20 protein-coding genes are annotated in these 17,572 nt (G+C 70.7%); 10 read left to right on the top strand and 10 right to left on the bottom strand.

What is annotated here, in order from left to right:
• Nucleotides 1-10 precede the first annotated feature (10 nt).
• Genes OG714_RS46680 through OG714_RS46705 form a run of 6 tightly spaced genes read right to left on the bottom strand, consistent with a single transcriptional unit; the run spans nt 11 to nt 5,297 of the window.
• A complete protein-coding gene (locus OG714_RS46680) occupies nt 11-1,111 on the bottom strand; it encodes an LLM class flavin-dependent oxidoreductase (RefSeq protein WP_406130387.1) in 1,101 nt (366 codons plus the stop codon).
• A 50-nt stretch (nt 1,112-1,161) separates the two neighbouring features.
• Entirely contained in the window at nt 1,162-2,130 is a 969-nt protein-coding gene (locus OG714_RS46685; RefSeq protein WP_406130389.1) for an ABC transporter substrate-binding protein, read from the bottom strand.
• The gene (locus OG714_RS46690; RefSeq protein WP_406130390.1) at nt 2,127-2,843 is read right to left on the bottom strand and encodes an ABC transporter ATP-binding protein; all 717 of its coding nucleotides are present in this window, start codon (nt 2,841-2,843) and stop codon (nt 2,127-2,129) included. Before OG714_RS46690 ends, OG714_RS46685 begins: the two co-directional genes overlap by 4 nt.
• Before the next feature lie 2 nt (nt 2,844-2,845).
• Complete coding sequence (locus OG714_RS46695; protein WP_406130392.1) at nt 2,846-3,721, bottom strand: ABC transporter permease; 876 nt, start codon at nt 3,719-3,721, stop codon at nt 2,846-2,848.
• Nucleotides 3,718-4,563 (bottom strand): sulfurtransferase, encoded by an 846-nt coding sequence (locus OG714_RS46700; protein WP_406130393.1) that lies wholly within the window; start codon nt 4,561-4,563, stop codon nt 3,718-3,720. The genes OG714_RS46695 and OG714_RS46700 overlap by 4 nt, the downstream gene beginning before the upstream one ends.
• Nucleotides 4,560-5,297, bottom strand: coding sequence for an alpha/beta hydrolase (locus OG714_RS46705; protein WP_406130395.1), 738 nt, complete (start codon nt 5,295-5,297; stop codon nt 4,560-4,562). Before OG714_RS46705 ends, OG714_RS46700 begins: the two co-directional genes overlap by 4 nt.
• Before the next feature lie 365 nt (nt 5,298-5,662).
• Here OG714_RS46705 and OG714_RS46710 point away from each other — a divergent pair, with 365 nt between their 5' ends.
• Nucleotides 5,663-6,511 carry a LysR family transcriptional regulator gene (locus tag OG714_RS46710; RefSeq protein ID WP_406130397.1) on the top strand — a complete coding sequence of 283 codons (849 nt, stop codon included), beginning with the start codon at nt 5,663-5,665 and terminating at the stop codon, nt 6,509-6,511.
• 15 nt (nt 6,512-6,526) lie between these two features.
• Here the strand turns inward: OG714_RS46710 and OG714_RS46715 are convergent, their stop codons facing one another.
• Complete coding sequence (locus tag OG714_RS46715; RefSeq protein WP_406130399.1) at nt 6,527-6,928, bottom strand: MarR family winged helix-turn-helix transcriptional regulator; 402 nt, start codon at nt 6,926-6,928, stop codon at nt 6,527-6,529.
• 109 nt (nt 6,929-7,037) lie between these two features.
• Nucleotides 7,038-7,388, bottom strand: a complete 351-nt coding sequence (locus OG714_RS46720) for a VOC family protein (protein ID WP_406130400.1) — start codon at nt 7,386-7,388, stop codon at nt 7,038-7,040.
• Nucleotides 7,389-7,516: 128 nt separating this feature from the next.
• Here OG714_RS46720 and OG714_RS46725 point away from each other — a divergent pair, with 128 nt between their 5' ends.
• Both OG714_RS46725 and OG714_RS46730 read left to right on the top strand, forming a co-directional pair.
• A complete protein-coding gene (locus OG714_RS46725; RefSeq protein WP_406130402.1) occupies nt 7,517-7,759 on the top strand; it encodes a hypothetical protein in 243 nt (80 codons plus the stop codon).
• A 129-nt stretch (nt 7,760-7,888) separates the two neighbouring features.
• A complete protein-coding gene (locus tag OG714_RS46730; protein ID WP_406130404.1) occupies nt 7,889-9,235 on the top strand; it encodes a hypothetical protein in 1,347 nt (448 codons plus the stop codon).
• A 94-nt stretch (nt 9,236-9,329) separates the two neighbouring features.
• Here OG714_RS46730 and OG714_RS46735 read toward each other — a convergent pair whose 3' ends face one another.
• Complete coding sequence (locus OG714_RS46735) at nt 9,330-10,361, bottom strand: LacI family DNA-binding transcriptional regulator (RefSeq protein WP_406130405.1); 1,032 nt, start codon at nt 10,359-10,361, stop codon at nt 9,330-9,332.
• A 168-nt stretch (nt 10,362-10,529) separates the two neighbouring features.
• Here OG714_RS46735 and OG714_RS46740 point away from each other — a divergent pair, with 168 nt between their 5' ends.
• Entirely contained in the window at nt 10,530-12,551 is a 2,022-nt protein-coding gene (locus tag OG714_RS46740) for a beta-galactosidase (protein WP_406130407.1), read from the top strand.
• A gap of 319 nt (nt 12,552-12,870) precedes the next feature.
• Nucleotides 12,871-13,152: an ArsR family transcriptional regulator gene (locus OG714_RS46745; protein WP_406130408.1), complete on the top strand. Its 282-nt coding sequence runs from the start codon at nt 12,871-12,873 to the stop codon at nt 13,150-13,152.
• Between the two features lie 20 nt (nt 13,153-13,172).
• On the opposite strand, the gene OG714_RS46750 is transcribed toward OG714_RS46745, so the two are convergent.
• The gene (locus OG714_RS46750; RefSeq protein ID WP_406130410.1) at nt 13,173-14,003 is read right to left on the bottom strand and encodes a ribonuclease BN; all 831 of its coding nucleotides are present in this window, start codon (nt 14,001-14,003) and stop codon (nt 13,173-13,175) included.
• Nucleotides 14,004-14,174: 171 nt separating this feature from the next.
• Between OG714_RS46750 and OG714_RS46755 the strand changes: the two genes are divergently transcribed.
• The 5 genes from OG714_RS46755 to OG714_RS46775 all read left to right on the top strand — a co-directional run bounded on the left by OG714_RS46755 (nt 14,175) and on the right by OG714_RS46775 (nt 17,436).
• Entirely contained in the window at nt 14,175-15,137 is a 963-nt protein-coding gene (locus tag OG714_RS46755; protein ID WP_406130411.1) for an SMP-30/gluconolactonase/LRE family protein, read from the top strand.
• A 164-nt stretch (nt 15,138-15,301) separates the two neighbouring features.
• The gene (crcB, locus tag OG714_RS46760) at nt 15,302-15,763 is read left to right on the top strand and encodes a fluoride efflux transporter CrcB (RefSeq protein ID WP_406130413.1); all 462 of its coding nucleotides are present in this window, start codon (nt 15,302-15,304) and stop codon (nt 15,761-15,763) included.
• A complete protein-coding gene (locus OG714_RS46765) occupies nt 15,760-16,140 on the top strand; it encodes a DUF190 domain-containing protein (protein ID WP_406130414.1) in 381 nt (126 codons plus the stop codon). The genes crcB (OG714_RS46760) and OG714_RS46765 overlap by 4 nt, the downstream gene beginning before the upstream one ends.
• Nucleotides 16,137-16,511 (top strand): fluoride efflux transporter CrcB, encoded by a 375-nt coding sequence (gene crcB / locus OG714_RS46770; protein WP_406130415.1) that lies wholly within the window; start codon nt 16,137-16,139, stop codon nt 16,509-16,511. The genes OG714_RS46765 and crcB (OG714_RS46770) overlap by 4 nt, the downstream gene beginning before the upstream one ends.
• Before the next feature lie 88 nt (nt 16,512-16,599).
• Nucleotides 16,600-17,436, top strand: a complete 837-nt coding sequence (locus OG714_RS46775) for an undecaprenyl-diphosphate phosphatase (RefSeq protein WP_406130417.1) — start codon at nt 16,600-16,602, stop codon at nt 17,434-17,436.
• The last annotated feature ends 136 nt before the right edge of the window (nt 17,437-17,572 follow it).

Genomic DNA, 17,572 nt, shown 5'->3' on the forward strand with positions numbered 1-17,572 from the left:
GGGAGGTGGTTCAGGCGGCCTGTGCGGTGCTCGCCCGGTGGGCGAGTTCCTGGCGGACCAGCGGCAGCACGTGCCGGGCGTAGTCGATCGCGTCGTTGAGCGGGTCGTAGCCGCGGATCGACAGCAGGTCGCAGCCGATGTCGACGTAGTCGAGCAGCGCCTGGGCGACGGTCTCGGGCGTGCCCACAAGGGCAGTTGACGCGCCGGCGGCATTCGTGGCGACGGCGGGGGCGGTCCACAGGCAGCGGTCCTGGACCTCGCCGCGCTCGGCGATGTCGAGGAGGCGCTGCGAGCCGACGTTCGCCGGGCGGCCGGTGGTGCGGTAGTGGCGGAGCAACTCGGTGTTCTTGGCCTGGTCCTTGAGGACGCCGAGAGTGCGGTGGGCCTTCTCCCAGGCGAGTTCCTCGGTGGGCGCGATGATCGGGCGGAACGACACCCAGATACGGGGATGCGGGCGCCCGGCGGCGTCCGCGACCGCGTTGACGGCGGCGATCTGCTCGGCCGTCTCCTTGAGCGGCTCGCCCCACAGGCCGAAGATGTCGCCCTGCTGGCCGCCCACCCGGTACGCGTCCTGCGAGGAACCGCCGACGGAGATCGGGACCAGCCCGTTCACCGGCTTCACGTCGGAGTAGTAACCCTCGAAGGTGAAGTACTTGCCCTCGTGCGAGACGGGCCCGTCGGCCTCCCACACCTTGCGCAGGATCTGGATGTACTCGTCCGAACGCTCGTACCGCTCGGCCTTGTTGAGGTAGTCGCCCTCCCGGCGCTGCTCCTCGTCGCTGCCGCCGGAGATGATGTGCAGCGTCAGCCGGCCGTTGCTGATCTGGTCCAGTGTCGCCAGGGCGCGGGCCGCGTGCGTGGGGAAGATGACGCCGGGCCGGTGCGCGAGGATCGGGCGGACGCGCTCGGTGTGGGTGGCGACGAACTGGGCGACCTGGAAGGCGTCGGGCGAGGCCGAGTGGTAGGCGACCAGGGTGTGGTCGAAGCCGCCGTCGTCCAACGCGCGGGCGTACTTGCGCAGATGGTCGACGTCGAAACCGGTACGGCTCGACGCGGCGGGACCCGAGGCCCCGGAGTCGGTGTGGACGGCGCTGATGAACTCGACGGGCATGAGCGAACTCCTAAGACGGGAAGGTCACTTGAGCAGGACGGTGTCCGTGGTCACTTGAGCAGCGAGGTGTCCGCGGACTTGGCCACGTCCACGTTCGGGTCGAGGACCCCGATGCTGTTCATGAGGTCGGCGACCTGCTGGACGGTCGTGTTGACATCCGAGGTGATCGGCAGCACCTGGCTGTAGGCGGCCGAGGCGAGGGTCTTCGCGACCGTGGCATCGGCGCCGTTGCGCTGCTCGATGGCCTTCGCGTACGTGTCCTGGTGGGTACTGGTCCACTTCAGCGCCGTGCTCAGCCGCTGGAGGAAGTCCGAAAGGGCGCTCTTCTTCGCCGAGTTGGCGAGGGCCTTCTCCGAGGCGTTGACGAAGCCGTAGCCGCTGACCCGGCCGTCCCCGCCGTCGACGAGGAGCCTGCCGCCCTGCTCCAGGCCGACGGCCTGGTAGACGCCGAACGTCGCCCAGATCTTGACCTTCCCGGAGGCGAAGGCGGCCTGCGCGTCGGTGGGCAGCAGGTACTGCACCTTGACGTCCTTGTAGTTGAGCCCGTTCTGCTTCAGCACGTTGGCGAGCAGATACTCCGAGATGCTGCCCTTCGCCGAGGACACCACGACCTTCTGGCCCTTGAGGTCCTTCACGCTGTCGATCCCGGAGTCCTTGCGGACGACGATCCCGACGTGCGTGCCGTCGTTCTTGAGAGCGGCGATGTTCTTGATCCTGACCCCGCCGCTGAGCGCCTGGAGGGCGGGCAGATCGGCGGAGAACCCGGTGTCGGCGGCGTCCGCCTGCACGGCCTGGTAGAGCGGGGCCGCGCCCTGGAACTCGGCCCACTTCACCTTGTACTTGGCGCCCTTGAGCGCGTCCGACGCGGCGATGATCGTCTGGAGCGTCTTGGCCTGGTCGCCGATGGTGAGGGTGACCTGCTTGCCGGCGGAGGTGTCCGCCGAGGAGTCGGCGCCGCAGGCGCTCAACGCCAGCAGGGAGGTCAGGCTCAGGGTGGCGGCGGCGATTCTGCGGATCACGAGGGGGTTCCTTCCAGGGTACGGGTCACGCCGAGCCAGTTCAGGAGGCGGGCGCGCAGGGTCACGAACTCGGGGGTGGTCAGGTCGCGGGGGCGGGGCAGGTCGACGGTCACCTCGTGGGCGATGCGGCCCTCGTCCATCACCAGGACCCGGTCGGCGAGCAGCAGCGCCTCCTCCACGTCATGGGTGACCAGGAGGATCGCGCACCCGTGCAGCCGCCACAGCTCGGCGACGAGCGCTTGCACCTTGCCCCGGGTCAGCGCGTCCAGCGCGCCGAACGGCTCGTCCAGCAGCAGGAGTTCGGGCTCCCGGACCAGAGCGCGGGCGAGCGAGACGCGCTGGGCCTGACCGCCGGAGAGCGTCTTGGGCCAGACGGTCGCGCGCTCGGCGATGCCGACCTCGTCGAGCGCCTTGAGGGCGAGCGCCCGGTCCGGACGCCCGGGCAGCCCGAGCACGACATTGCGCCATACCTTCAACCAGGGCAGCAGCCGCGGTGATTGGAAGGCCGCGCTGCGCCGCGCGGGCACGGTCACCTCGCCGCCGATCTCGTCGTCGAGCCCGGCGAGGATCCGCAGCAGCGTCGACTTGCCGCAGCCGCTGTGCCCGAGCAGGGCCACGAACTCGCCCTCACGGATGTCCAGATCGAGGTCGTGCAGGACGGTGTTGCCGTCGAAGGCCCGCGAAAGCCCGCGTATCTCAACGGAGTTGGCCATGTCTACGCCTCACCCTCGAAGTTGGCCCGCCAGGTCAGCAGCCGGCGCGACAGGATCCGTACGGCGAAGTCGCAGGCGAGACCGAGCAGCGCGTACACGACGAGGCACAGAACGATGACGTCCGTACGGAAGTACTGCTGGGCGTTGCTCATCAGATAGCCGAGCCCCGCGTCCGCGTTGACCTGCTCGGCGAAGACCAGCGCCAGCCACGCGGTGGACAGCGCGTACCGCAGGCCCACGAGTGCCCCGGGCAGCGCGCTCGGCAGGATCACGTACTTGATCAGCCCGAGCCGGCCGAGCCCCATCATCCGCGCCGCTTCGACGAGTTGGGAGTCGGTGGAGCGGATACCGCCGTAGATGTTGAAGTACAGCGGATACGTCACCCCGAGCGCCACGAGAGCGATCTTCGGGGTCTCCTCGATGCCGAACCAGACGATGAACAGCGGGATCAGACCCACCCAGGGGATCGCCCGGAACATGCCCATCGAGGAGTCGATGACGTCCTCACCGAGCCGGAACAGCCCCGCCAGCAGCGACAGGGTCAGCGCGACGGCCGCGCCGATGAGGAACCCGATGGCGGCCCGGCGGCCCGACGCGGCGATGGCGTGGGGGAGTTCGCCGTTCTTCGTCAGGTCCACCGCCTGCCGCAGGACGTCGACGGGGGAGGCCAGCACGGACTCGGGTAGCACCCCGGTGGCGGAGGTCAGGAACCAGAGCAGCACGAGGCCGACCGGTCCCGCGGCGCGGCGCAGCGAACGGGGCACGGTGAAACGGCGGTCGACCTTCGCCGTACCGCGGATGGTGACCCGGGTGGACGGTGCGGGCGCGACTTCCTTCTGCTGCGGCAGCACCGCCGCGTCCAGCGGTTTCGTCGTCATGGCCGGTCCCCCTTCGTGGCCGGCCGCGCGGGGTCGGCGGACCAGGCGGACCAGGAACCGGGGAAGAGCGTCGCCTCGAACCCGGCGATCTCCAGCGCCGCGATCTGATGGGCGGCGGTGACCCCGGACCCGCAGTACACGCCGATGCGCGCCGCGTCCCCGGCCCCCCGCTCCTCGAAGCGCTTGCGCAGCAGCTCGGGCGCGAGGAAGGTCCCGTCCGCCGCCAGGTTCTCCCCGGTCGGCGCGGAGACGGCCCCCGGGATGTGCCCCGCACGCGGGTCCACGGGCTCGACCTCACCCCGGTACCGCTCACCGGCGCGGGCGTCCAACAGCAGCCCAGACACGGTGAGTTCGGCGGCCCCGTCGGCATCGGTGACCGGCAGCGCACCAGCGCGGAGTACGACGTCACCCGGCGTCGGAGCGGCGGGAGTGCCGGACTCCAGCGGCAGTCCCGCTGTGCGCCAGGCGCCCAACGCCCCGTCCAGCAGGGTCACTTCGGTGACGCCCGCGTACCGCAGCAGCCACCAGGCGCGGGCGGCGGCCGTGTTGCCCAGGTCGTCGTAGACGACGACGGGCCGGCCGTCGACGATGCCCCAACGGCGGGCGGATTCCTGGAGTCCGGTGAGGTCGGGGAGCGGGTGCCGGCCGCCCTCGGGGCTCGCCGGTGCGGCGAGTTCGGTGTCCAGGTCGACGTAGACCGCGCCGGGGATGTGGCCGTCCGCGTAGTGGTCGCGGCCGTGGGGATCGCCGAGGGCCCAGCGGACGTCGAGCAGCACGGGGGGCCGCTCGGAGCCGAGGAGTTCGGCCAGTTCGGGGACCGTGGTCGTCACGCGGCCGCTCATGTCAACACCTCGGCGATCAGGGGCAGTTCGCGGACTTCGGAGGTCGCCGGTGCCTCGGGGGCCAGCCGGAGCCGTTCGAGGAAGAGGACGACCGTGGCGGCGGCGGTGCGGTGCAGGGCGTCGTTGAGGACGTCGTGCCGGCCGCCGTGGAAGACGACGGTGTGCACGCCCGGGTGGCCGTCGTAGACGCTCAGGGCCCGGTCGAGCGGGCTGACCGTGTCGTCCTCGCCGTGCAGGGCCAGGACCGGGACGCGCACCAGGTCCAGGCGCGGTTCAGGCAGGTCGGGGGTCTCGTCGATGGCACCGCGCCGGAAGGCGGGGTCGTTGGTGAGGCGGCCCTGGTGGGTCGGGCAGGCGGTGCGGGCCGCGGCCTCTTCCTCCCAACTGCCCGCTGTCCAGGCGCCGGTGGTTAGCCCGGCCAGGATCAGCGCGTCGACGCCCGCGGTCTGCTCGGCGGCGAGCTGGAGGGCGTGGAGCGCGCCCGTGTCGGAACCGACCAGTACCTTCGGGCCGGGCAGCGACTCGTCGGCGAGCAGCTTGGCGGCCTGCTCCAGTACGGCGGGGTCGGCGGTCGGGTCGCCGAGGGCCCGGACGCGGTAGGCGTCGAAGCCGAGCCGGCGGCCGAAGCGCTCGTAGACACCGCCGTGTTCGCCCCGCCCGGCCAGCACGATCAACGTGCCGCGGGCGGCGAGGCCTTCGGGTTCGTCCCAGGAGGAGAGGGCGGAAGAGGGCATGGGGTGACAGCTCCCAACGACGGGAAAGTCCCAACAAGGGGAAAGGGGAGGGGAATCGGAGCAAGGGGGAGGAAGAGAGCAGGCCGGAGCCGCCGTCACGTGTCAGTGCGCAGGGCGGACGTGATCAGCGAGAACTCGGGAAGGATGCCGCGGAGAAGCGGTGGGTCAACGACAGCGCGCGCTGCACGCCACGCCGAAGTCGATGACTCGGCGCTGCGTCAGAAGGGCAGCGAAAGCGGTCGTGTGCAGCATGCGCCCATCATGACCGGCCGCGACCGATCGCGTCCAACGATGATTCCGCATCGAAATCGATCAGTTATCGCGATCGATGCGGATCGATACGTGGAACGGCTACCGTCACCGGCATGCCCCAACCTGTCCTCGACATCGTGGCCCTGCGCAGCCTGACCGCGATAGCCGACTGCGGCGGCTTCCATCGCGCGGCCCGGGCCCTCGCCCTGAGCCAGTCCGCGGTCAGCCAGCATGTGCGCAGGCTGGAGAAGACGCTGGGCCGGCCGGTCGTCGAGCGGGAGGGGCGGGGCACCCGGTTCACACCGGAGGGGCGGCTGCTCCTGGAACAGGCCCGCCGCATCCTCGCCGTGCACGACGAGGCCGTACGCACGCTGCTCGACGTGGACGGCGACACCGTCACGATCGGCTCCACCGAACACGCGGCCGACCAGTTCCTGCCACGGCTGACGGCGGCCGTCCAGGAGGTGCGGCCCGGCTGCCGGGTCCGCTTCCGCATCGACCGCTCGGCCCGCCTCGTCGAGGCGGTGGAACGCGGGAGCGTCGACGTCGCGGTGTACGTCACCGAGGCCGCCGCCACCGAGGGCACGCCGGTCGGCGGCCTCCCGCTCACCTGGCACGCCACCCCCGGCTGGCAGCCACCGGCCGCGCCCGCACCCGTCCCGCTGGTCGCCATCGAGGACCCGTGCGCGATCCGCCGCCGCGCGATCTCGACCCTCGCCGCGCATGGCGTACCGGCGTCGGTCGTCGGCGACGCGGGCTATCTCGCCGGGGTCCTCGACATCGCCCGCACGGGGCAGGGCGTCGCGCTGCTCGCGGCGGTCGGTTCGGCTCCGGACGGCCTGACCCCGTACGACGGCCTGCCCTCCGTCACGCCCATCCCCATGAGCGCGCTGGCCCGTCCGGGCGCCGATCCGGCGACGGTGGAGGCGGCGTTCGCGGCGGTGCGGGATCTGCTGCGCTGAGCTGCCGGACGGGCATTAACCCTGGGGATCGTCCAACATCCGCACCAGGACGCCCCGTTGGAGCGGGAGCACCTCCGTGTGGAGATCACGCCCCTTCCGCGTGAGCGCGACCCACACCCCGCGCCGGTCCTCGACGCAGACGGAGCGTTCCACGAGGCCGTCCTTCTCCAGCCGTCCGATGAGACGGGAGAGGGCGCTCTGGCTGAGATGGACCCGTCCGACCAGGTTCTGCACCCGGCACTGGTCGCCCTCCCGGGGTGCCTCGGACGCGAGCATGTCGAGCACCTCGAAGTCGCTCGCGCCCAGGCCGTGCGGGTGCAGTACGCGGTCGATCTCGCACATCGTGCGCGCGTGCACGGACAGGATGTCCCGCCACTGTTCCTCTAGCTGCCGGGCACCGGCCGACTTCACTGCCATACCCGCACGGTAACACCGATCCGGCCATTTATTGAGCGCGCAACTAGTGCACGCGCAAGTAGCTGGGGTGTCACGGCACAGGTACCGATCGGCCGGCCGTCGGTGTGCGTCAGGCGGTCGGGTCCTGGGTGAGCCCGACGAAGTTGCCGTCCGCGTCCTTGACGAACGCGATGAGCTTGCCGCCGCCGACGTCCTGGACGTCCTGGACCAGCTCGGCCCCCGCCTCCACCAGGGCCGCGAGCCGCGTCCGGATGTCGTCCACGGTCCAGTAGGGCACCGGCCCGGTCATGCCCTTGGCGTGCCCGTTCGGGTCCAGGCCGACGTCCTGCCCGGCGGCCTTGTATCCGACGTAGTACGGCTCGTCCGCGTACGGCTCGACCCCCAGCAGGGCACCGAACAGGGCCTTCGCGCCGTCCAGGTCCTTGACGGGGTAGATGATCGTGTTCAGTCCGTCGGTCATGACGAGCTCCTCCGTGAAGCGTGGTCCGACGGATTTCGCCGGTGAGTTCAGGCTAGGGCGGGGGAGGGGGCGGTGGCTTCTTCAATCCTGACCGGGTGGCACCATCGAACGCGACAGGGAAAGTGAACATGAGAGGGACCGTGGCCGGCAGCCGTGCGTCGTGGTGGTTCTGGACGTACGTGGTGGCGTCGTTCCTCATCGGAGCCGCCGTGATCGTGACGGCCCTGCTGGATCATGAGCCATGGTGGTCCCTGTTGCCGCACCTGCTGCTCGCGCTGCTCATGGTCGCCTTCGCCCTTTACCTCTTCGTGGCAGTCGGCCCCCGCCGCCGTCGACAGCGAGTGAAGAAGCGCAGCCTGCCGCCGCTGTAGGCCGCTGTCGGCGTACCGACACCGGGCCACGCGTGTCCCTCCTACAACCTTCCGCCCAAAAGGAGTGTCCAACTCCCGCCTGGTGCCTTTCACTTGCCGGGCTTTCTGCTGTCTCAACTGGGGGATGTCATGAGTTCAGTCTCCGTCGGGCGTCAACTGCGTCGCGGAGCGTGTGCCGGGGCCGTGGGGGCGCTGGTCGTCGCCGGTCTCGGAAGCGGGGCCGCCTTCGCCGACGACGAGCCGCAGACCGACCAACTGTGGATCCAGGCGCCGTACGACCAGACGGTCGTCGTCGCTCCGGACGCCGGTACGGCGCAGTACCGGACGCTGGCGCTCGGTCTTTACCACGACAACGACAACTTCACGGTGACGGACGGACACCTGACCGTCGACGTCTCCGGGCTCGCCGGGGTCGCCGAGGTGGCCTGGCCCGACAACTGCACGCCGAACGGCGCGGGCACCGTCGCGGTGTGCGACACCGGGGACGTGCCCACGCGCTACAGCGCGCAGGTGCAGCTGAAGGTGCGGGCCGTCGCCGGCGCCGCTCTGGGAGCGCAGGGCACGATCGACTACTCCGCCGAGGCCACCGGCGGACCCGACGGCACACTCACCGCTCCGGAGGGCTTTGAGACCCCCGTCACCGTCCGCTCCGGCCCCGACCTCGGCACCGCCGCCCCGCAGGACACGACCGGCGTCGCACCCGGCACCGACCTCACCGTGCCGTTCGCCATCACCAACACCGGCAACGAGACCGCCCACGGCTTCACCGTGCAGATGTACGCGACGTACGGCCTCGACGTCGTCACCCGCTACCCGCAGTGCACCTACACCGAGCCGGACGCCGGCGGCACATACATGCCCATGACCCACGCGACCTGCACCTTCGACACCGACATCGCACCCGGCGCCACCGTGGAACTGCCCGCGCCGCTGCTGCTCACCGTCAACGATCACGCGCTCTTCGACCGGTTCGACTACGACGTCGAGCCCGTCGACGGCATCACCGACCTCGACAGCTCGGACAACGGCCGCGCCTGGAGCATCGAGGCCGACAACACCGCCGACTTCGCCGCGCACGGCACCGAGGTGAGCGGCGCGGCCGGCGACACCGTCACCACCGCCATCCGGTTCACCAACGACGGCCCGGCCTGGGTCGGCAACGTCGGCTCCGGCGACCCGGTCGCCGTGGTCGACTACTACCTCCCCGAGGGCACCACCGCCACGACCGTGCCCGAACACTGCAGCGGTGCCCATACGGCGGGCGACGACTCGACCATCGGCCACTTCGCCTGCTCCCTGCCGATCTGGGCCAAGCCCGGCATGGACGTCAGCTACCCGTTCCAACTGCGCATCGACCGGGTCGTCCCCGACGCGACCGGCCACGTCATCGTCCACCCCCACGCCGACAAGCCCACCGTCTTCGACCCGAACAGCGCGAACAACACGGCTGACGTGATCGTCAACCCGTCCGCCTGACCGCGAGGAGGGGAGGGGGTGAGCCCACAGCTCGCCCCCTCAACTCCCGGCGCGCACCGAGCTGTTGCTCAACTCCCCGCGACAGCCCGTCCGTTCACGTCGACTCCCGCTTCACCAACTCCGTCGGCAGTATCACCGCCGCCGTGTCCTCGCCCCCGATCTGCGCCAGCAGCACCCGCACCATCTCCGCACTGATCCGGTCGAACGGCTGCCGCATCGTGGTGAGTTCGGGGCTGGACGCCAGCGCGGCGGGGGAGTCGTCGAAACCGCCGACCGCCACGTCCTCCGGTACCCGCCGCCCGGCCCGTTCCAGCGTGGTCAGCACGCCCCGTGCCATCAGGTCCGAGGCGACGAACACGGCGTCCAGGTCCGGGACTTGGGCGAGCAGTCGCTCGGCGCCCTTCTCGCCGCTGAGCCGGCTGTAGTCGCCGGAGACGACGAGGCGCTCGTCCACCTCGATGCCCGCGTCGGCGAGCACCTCCTTGTAACCGGCGAGGCGCTCGACACCACCCGGCGTGTCCAGCGGCCCGGTGACCGTGCCGATGCGCCGGCGGCCGAGGGAGAGCAGGTGCCGGGTCATGTCACGGGCGCCGTCCCGGTCGTCGGCGGCGACATAGCTGATCTTGGAACCGAGCCCGATCGGCTTGCCGCACGCGACCAGCGGTACGCCCGCCTCGCTCAGCTCCTCCGCCACCGGGTTCCCGGAGTGGCTGGAGACCAGCAGCACCCCGTCGACGTGCCCGGAGGTGATGTACCGCGTGATGCGGCGCCGCTCGTCCTCGGTACCGGCCAGCATCAGCAGCAGCGGGATGTCGTGCGCGGCCAGCGCCTGCGTGCAGCCGCGCAGCAGGATGTTGAAGTTGGGGTCCTCGAAGAACTTCTCCTGCGGTTCCGTCAGCAGGAAACCGACCGAGTCCGAGCGCCCGGTGATCAGTGAACGGGCGTGCCGGTTCACGACGTAACCCGTCTTGCGGATGGCCGCGTTGACGGCCTCCTGCGCGGCCGGGCTCACATAGTGCCCGCCGTTGAGGACCCGCGACACCGTGCCCCGCGAGACGCCGGCCTCGCGCGCCACGTCATGGATCGTCGGCGGCCTGCGCCGACCCCCCGTATTGCTCATGGTCAAGACTCTACGGCTCCGGAGGCCGAGGCCAGAAGCGCCATGCTGGGAGCGTTCACAGCAGAGAAACGTCAGGGACACTTGTCACCGGTCACGGGCGTGCGATTATGTTGGGGCCGCGCCCCCAGGCGTGCTGTGTGCACGTTCCCAAATGATCGGCTACGGGAGAGATCCATGCCGGCGACCACCCCCAAGGGCCTCACCAGGCTCGCCTTCGGTGGGGACTACAACCCCGAGCAGTGGCCGGAGAGCGTCTGGCAGGAGGACGTCCGGCTGATGCGCGAGGCCGGCGTCACGATGGTGAGCGTCGGGATCTTCTCCTGGGCACTGCTGGAGCCCGAGCAGGGTGTGTACGACTTCGGCTGGCTGGACCGGATCATCGGCCTGCTGCACGAGAACGGCATCCGCGTCGACCTCGGGACGCCCACGGTCTCGCCGCCCGCCTGGTTCTACCGCGCGCACCCCGAGGCCCTGCCCGTCACCGCCGGCGGCACCCGCTACGAGTTCGGCTCACGCGGCGCGATCTGCCACAGCAACGCCGACTACCGCGCCGCCGCCGCGAACATCACCACCCGACTCGCCGAGCGCTACGGCGACCACCCGGCCCTCGCGCTGTGGCACGTCTTCAACGAGTACGGCGTCCCCGTCTCCGCCTGCTACTGCGACTCCTGCGCCGCCCACTTCCGCCGCTGGCTGACCACGACGTACGAGAGCGTCGATGGGGTCAACGAGGCCTGGGGCACCGCCTTTTGGGGTCAGCGCTACGGGGACCTCGGTCAGATCAACCCGCCGCGCCTCACCCCGACCGCCGTCAACCCGGCCCAGTCGCTGGACTACACGCGCTTCGCCGACGCCACGATGCGTGAGAACTTCGTCGCCGAACGGGACATCCTGCACCGCCTCGCGCCCGGCATCCCGGTCACCACCAACTTCATGGCCGCCCTCAGCCAGTGCGAGTCCGTCGACTACTGGGCCTGGGGCCGCGAGGTCGACCTCGTCACCAACGACCACTACCTGATCACCGACGGCCGGCGCACCCACGTCAACCTTGCGATGGCCGCCGACCTGACCCGTTCGGTGGCGGGCGGTGCCCCGTGGCTGCTCCTGGAGCACTCCACCTCGGGCGTCAACTGGCAGCCCCGCAACCCCGCCAAGGCCCCCGGCCAGATGGCCCGCAACGCCCTCTCCCACGTGGCGCGCGGCTCGGACGGCGCGATGTTCTTCCAGTGGCGCCAGTCCCGGCGCGGCGCCGAGAAGTTCCACTCCGCGATGCTCCCGCACGGCGGCACCGAGACCCGCGTCTGGCGCGAGGTAGTCCAACTCGGCGACTCCGTAGAGGAGTTGAGCCAGATACGCTCCACCCGCACGCAGGCCGACGTGGCCGTCGTATGGGACTGGCACTCGTGGTGGGCGCAGAAACTGGCGTGGCGCCCCAGCGAGGACCACGACGCCCGCGAGCGCGCCGACGCGTTCTACGAGGCGCTCTACGACCGTCACCTCACGGTCGACTTCGCCCACCCGGAAGCCGACTTGTCGGCCTATCCCCTTGTCGTCGTACCGGCCCTGTACCTGATGACGGAGGCGGCCGGGCGGAACCTCCAGCGGTACGTCGAGAACGGCGGCACCCTCGTCGTCTCCTACTTCTCCGGCATCGTCGACGAGCACGACGCCGTCCACGAGGGCGCCTACCCCGGCGCGCTGCGGGACGTACTCGGCCTGACGGTCGAGGAGTTCTCGCCGTTGCTGGCGGGCCGGCAGGTGCGGATCACCGGTCCCGACGGCTCCGAACTCACCGGCGACGTCTGGACCGAGTTCGTCGTCCCGAACGGCGCCGAGACCGTGTGGACGTACGCCGAAGGCCTCACCGCCGACCACCCGGCCGTCACCCGGCACCGCCTGGGCGAGGGCACCGCCTGGTACGTGTCGACCCGTCTCGACGCCCATGGCCTGGACGCCCTGCTCGGCTGGGCGGCCGACGACGCCCGGATCCCGCCGCGCGCCGACCTGCCGTACGACGTCGAAGTCGTGCGCAGGGAAGGCGAGTCGGGCAGCTACCTCTTCGCGATCAACCACAGCGCCTCGGACGTCAAGGTGCCGCTGGGTGCCGACGGCACCGAGCTGCTGACCGGCGAACGCGCCGCGGGCGGCCTCGCGGTCCCCGCCGGAGCCGTCCGGGTCGTCCGGCTCGACGGCTGAGCAGACTCCCCTCCGCCCGCGCGAGCCGCGAGCCGCGGGTGGAGGGGGACGTCATCCTGCCGGGCGTGCGGTCTTCCGCGCGTGCGGTTGTGTTCGGCTACGGCGGTGTGGTTCGGCCGTCACCGGCCCCGGGAACCGGAGCCCGGTCCCATCGGTTGGGTCGCGCCCCGCACGTTGCCTCACGCCCCTGGGCCGATCGGCCCTCTCGAACAGGACCGTTCGGTCCCGGACAAGGGTCCCCGAGTCCGGGACGCGGCGGTCCGTGCTGCGGGAGAGTGGGAGGACGCGGCAAGCGGCGCGCAGAACGGAGGGTCACGAAATGCTGAGGACTCCGGTGGGTCAGCGACGATTGGACATCCTGGAGTGGCTGAGAGATCCGGCCGCCCATTTCCCGCCACATCGGTATCTCGCCGAGGCCGGGGTCGGCTCGGAGGCGGTGGCGGCCAAACTGGGCGTGCCCCGCCAGGTGGCCGAAACCCACCTTGAACTCCTCGCGTCCATGGGCCTGTTGCGCACCCGGCGGATCCGGCTGCGCACCTACTACCGGCGTGACGAGGTCCGTATCGCCGAGGTGGCCCGGATGTTCGAGAAGGGCTGGTAGCCGGACCGGCAGGCCGGGCATCACGCCGTGTCCTGCTCGGCGTCCGCTCCCTCCGGTGTCTCCGGCTCCGTGCGGAAGGCCGCGTCCGGGTGTCCGAACCGCTCGCACAGCAGCCTGCCCACCAGCGCGCCGCCGTAGAGCACGAAGCCCACGCCGACCAGCCAGGACTCCACCACCAGGACCGTGCCGACCGGGCCGTAGCTCACCGCGTTCGTGACCAGCAGCGGGGTGAACACCAGGTACGAGAACCAGCGCAGGCCGACCAGGCCCGCCATCGTGGCGAGCGCGCCCGGGAGCAGATAGCGCCAGGGGACCCGGCGGTCCAGCAGGAAGTGCGGGCCCCACCAGAAGAACAGCAGACCGGCCGCCATGCTGAGCAGGATGCGGGGCGTGCCCTCCAGGACGTTGCGGGTCTGCACCTGCGCGTACAGGTAGCCCATCAGCATGACCAGCCAGATCAGTTGGCGCCAGATGCGGTTCCACGGGGCTCCGGCCGGGAGCCACACGTGCTCGTAGCCGCTCTGCACACTCGACGCGAAGGACAGGCCGAACAGCGCGAGCAGCGCCACGCTCCACGCGCTGGTCGCGCCGATGACCTTGCGGGGCGGGGTGAAGACGTCGGTGAGCGCGCGGGCGGACCGGCCGGACAGGTCCATGCCGTCCACCAGCCACAGCGCGAACCCGCCGTGCCCGAGCGGATCGGCCGCGGCCACCACGATCAGCAGGGGCGCCAGGGTGACCAGGGCGAGCGTGGCGAACCCCATCGCCCGGTGCAGGAGCTCCAACTCCCGCCCGCGCCGGTTGAGTTCGGCGAGTCCGAGGCGCTGCCACACGGCACGCACCCGATTCACCGCGCAGGTCCCGCGGGGTGGGTGGCCGACCGTGACATGAGGGCCCCCTTCTCGCCGAGCGGCAGCGCGATCCGGGTCACCAGGAATACGCTCGGCAAACGTGACCGGCTGACGCGATGACCGGGAAGAACAGCAAGCGTACGCGCGCCGACCCGAACCGTGGAGGCTTTCATGGACCGCCCCGAGGCACTGCTCGCCCGCCGCTACGTCGCGATCGGCGGACGTGGCCCGGAGGACGTGGTCGCCGACGCCCGCGGCCGGGTGCTGGCCGGCGTCGAGGACGGCCGCATCCTCCGCCTCGACGGACTGCTCGACCCCGAGGCGGTCCGCGTGGAGACCCTCGCCGACACCGGCGGCAGGCCGCTCGGCCTCGAACTCCTCCCGGACAACGGCCTGTTGGTGTGCGACGCGGAGCGCGGACTGCTGCGGATCGACCTCTGGGACGGCACTGTGCGCGTCCTCGCCGACGCGGTGGCGGGGGAGCCGCTGCGGTTCTGCAGCAACGTGGTCGCCCTGTCCGACGGCAGCGTGTACTTCACCGTCTCCAGCCGCCGCTATCCGCTCCACCAGTGGCTCGGCGACATCGTCGAGCACACCGGCACAGGACGGCTGGTGCGCCTCGCGCCCGACAGCGGCACCCCCGAAGTCCTCCTGGAGGGGCTGCAGTTCGCCAACGGCCTTGCCTCCAGCGCCGACGAGTCCTTCCTGGTGATCGCCGAGACCGGCGCCCGCCGCCTCACCCGCTACCGGCTCACCGGTCAGCAGGCGGGTCGTAGTGAACCCTTCGTCGAGGATCTCCCCGGCATGCCCGACAACATCTGGCGCGCGGGCCCCGAAGGACCGCTCTGGGTGGCACTGGCCGGACCCCGCGTGCCTCCGCTCGACCTCCTCCACCGCGCCCCGGACGCCGTACGGCACACCGCCGCGCGGATCGCCGTACGCGCGCCCTACCGCCCCACGGGCATGATCGGGGCCCTCGCGGTCGACGACGAGGGCCATGTCGTCCACCATCTCGCCGCGCGCGGCTCGTCCTTCCGCATGGTCACCGGCGTCTGTGAGGCGGCCGGTCACCTCGTGCTGGGCAGCCTGCGCGAACGCGGTGTCGCGCTGTGCGAGCCGCCCGCCCCGAAGTGACCCCGGCACGCCCCCGGCGTTACCCTGATGCCCGGCCGCGATCACCTCTCGCGGCGCGGCGGTGGGGCCCGCCGTACCCGAACCGCGGCAGAGGTGCCGCCAACGGTCCCTACTTGTAGAGGCGTGCGCCCACAGGGCCCCCGACGAGTAGGAGACGTACGGCCATGACAGCTCCCGAAGCCGAGAGCCTGCGTGCCCGGACCGAGGCACCGCGCCCGTCCGTCTGGCGCGGTCAGGGGCCCGTCGTCGCGGTGGTCGCGCTCGGCGGCGCGATCGGGGCCGTGGCCCGGTACGCGGCCTCGCTCTGGTGGCCCGCGCAGAGCGGCGGGTTTCCCTGGACGACGTTCTGGGTCAATGTGGTGGGCTGCGCCATCATCGGCGTGTTCATGGTGGTGATCACCGACGTGTGGGCCGCCCACAGGCTGGTACGGCCGTTCTTCGGCACCGGTGTGCTCGGTGGCTTCACCACCTTCTCGACGTACGCCGTCGACATCCAGAAGCTGGTCGACGCGGGCCATCCCCGCACCGCGCTGGCCTACCTCGCCGCGACCCTGTTCGCGGCCCTCACGGCCGTCTGGCTCGCGGTGGCGGCGGCCCGGCGGGTCCTGAAGTGGAGGCACCGATGACCAGGCTGACCGGCAGCGCCCTGCGCGTGACCGTCTTCATCGGCGAGAACGACACCTGGCACCACAAGCCCGTGTACGCGGAGATCGTGCACCGCGCCCACAAGGCCGGGCTGGCCGGTGCCAGCGTCTTCCGGGGCATCGAGGGCTTCGGCGCCTCCTCCCTGATCCACACCTCACGGCTGCTGTCGCTGAGCGAGGACCTGCCTGTGGCGATCGTGATCGTGGACACCGAGGAGCGCGTCCGGGCGTTCCTGCCCCAGCTCGACGAACTCGTCACCGAGGGGCTCGTGATCCTCGACGACTGCGAAGTCATCCGGTATGTGGGCCGCGCGGACGACTCCGGCGAAACGGACGCGAAGGGTAAGAGGTCGTTGTGAACTGGGTGTTGGTCGTCGCGGGAGCCATGGTCGGTGCGCCGCTCCGGTACCTCACCGACCGCGCGGTACAGACCGGACACGACTCCGTCTTCCCCTGGGGCACCTTCGCGGTGAACGTCACCGGCTGTCTGATTCTCGGCGTGCTGACCGGTGCGGTGTCCGCCGGTGCCGCCGGTTCGCATCTCCAACTCCTCGTCGGGACAGGGCTTTGCGGGGCCCTGACGACGTACTCGACCTTCTCGTACGAGACACTGCGGCTGACCGAGACAGGGGCGGGGCTCTACGCTGCCGCCAACGTCGTCGGCAGCGTGATGGCGGGCCTCGGTGCGGCATTTGTCGGGGTGTCGATCGCGCAGGCCCTGTGGGCGTAAGAGGTCGGGCGGCTCCCGTGCCCGAGCAGGACCGCTCCCAGCGCTATTGTCTACAGCACTGTCGACCAACTCCCAAGAACTGGATCTCATGAGCGTCATCAGCGTCGGTCAGGCCGCCGTCCTCGGAGTCGTCGAGGGGGTGACCGAGTTCCTTCCGGTCTCCTCGACCGGCCATCTGAAGATCGTCGAGGGGCTGATGAACATCCCCGTGGACGACGATTCCGTCGTCGCGTTCTCGGCCGTCATCCAGGTCGGCGCCATCGCCGCCGTGCTCCTGTACTTCTTCAAGGACATCGTGCGGATCGTCACCGCGTGGGGCCGTGGCCTGCGCAACCGCGAGGAGCGCTATCACCACGACTACAAGTTCGCCTGGTGGGTGATCTACGCGACCATCCCGATCGTGATCGTGGGCCTGGCCGCGAAGCCGCTCATCGACGGGCCGCTCGGTTCGCTGTGGGTGGTGGCCGCCTCGCTGATCGTCGGCAGTGGTGTGATGTGGGCGGCGGACCAGATGGGCCGGCACAAGCGCGGTGAGGACGACGTCACGTTCAAGGACGCGATGCTGGTGGGCAGTTCGCAGATCCTCGCGCTGCTCTTCCCCGGCTTCTCGCGCTCCGGCGCCACCATGTCCACCGGTCTCATCCTCGACCTGGACCGCGTCGCCGCGACCCGGCTCTCCTTCTTCCTCGGCATTCCCGCACTGACCGGCGCAGGCATCTACGAGCTGAAGGACGCCCTCGGGGCGGGCGTCGGCGCCGCCCCGCTGGCCGTCGGCACGATCGTGTCCTTCGTGGTGGCCTACGCCTCCATCGCCTGGCTGCTGAAGTTCGTCGCGAAGCACTCCTTCAACGCGTTCGTGATCTACCGGATCGTCATCGGCCTGCTGCTGTTCGGGCTGCTCGGCACGGGTGTGCTCAACAGCTGACAGTCGCCGACATCGAGCGGACGATCATCGCAGCGGGCGTGAAGCCGGATTTTCAGGCTTCACGCCCGCTGATTTTTTCTTTTCCGATCGCTTGACAGCACTGTCCCGTCACCCGCAGGATCACGTCCGTGAACCT

This window comes from Streptomyces sp. NBC_00989 (genome assembly GCF_045162655.1).
In the GTDB taxonomy this organism is placed as follows: domain Bacteria; phylum Actinomycetota; class Actinomycetes; order Streptomycetales; family Streptomycetaceae; genus Streptomyces.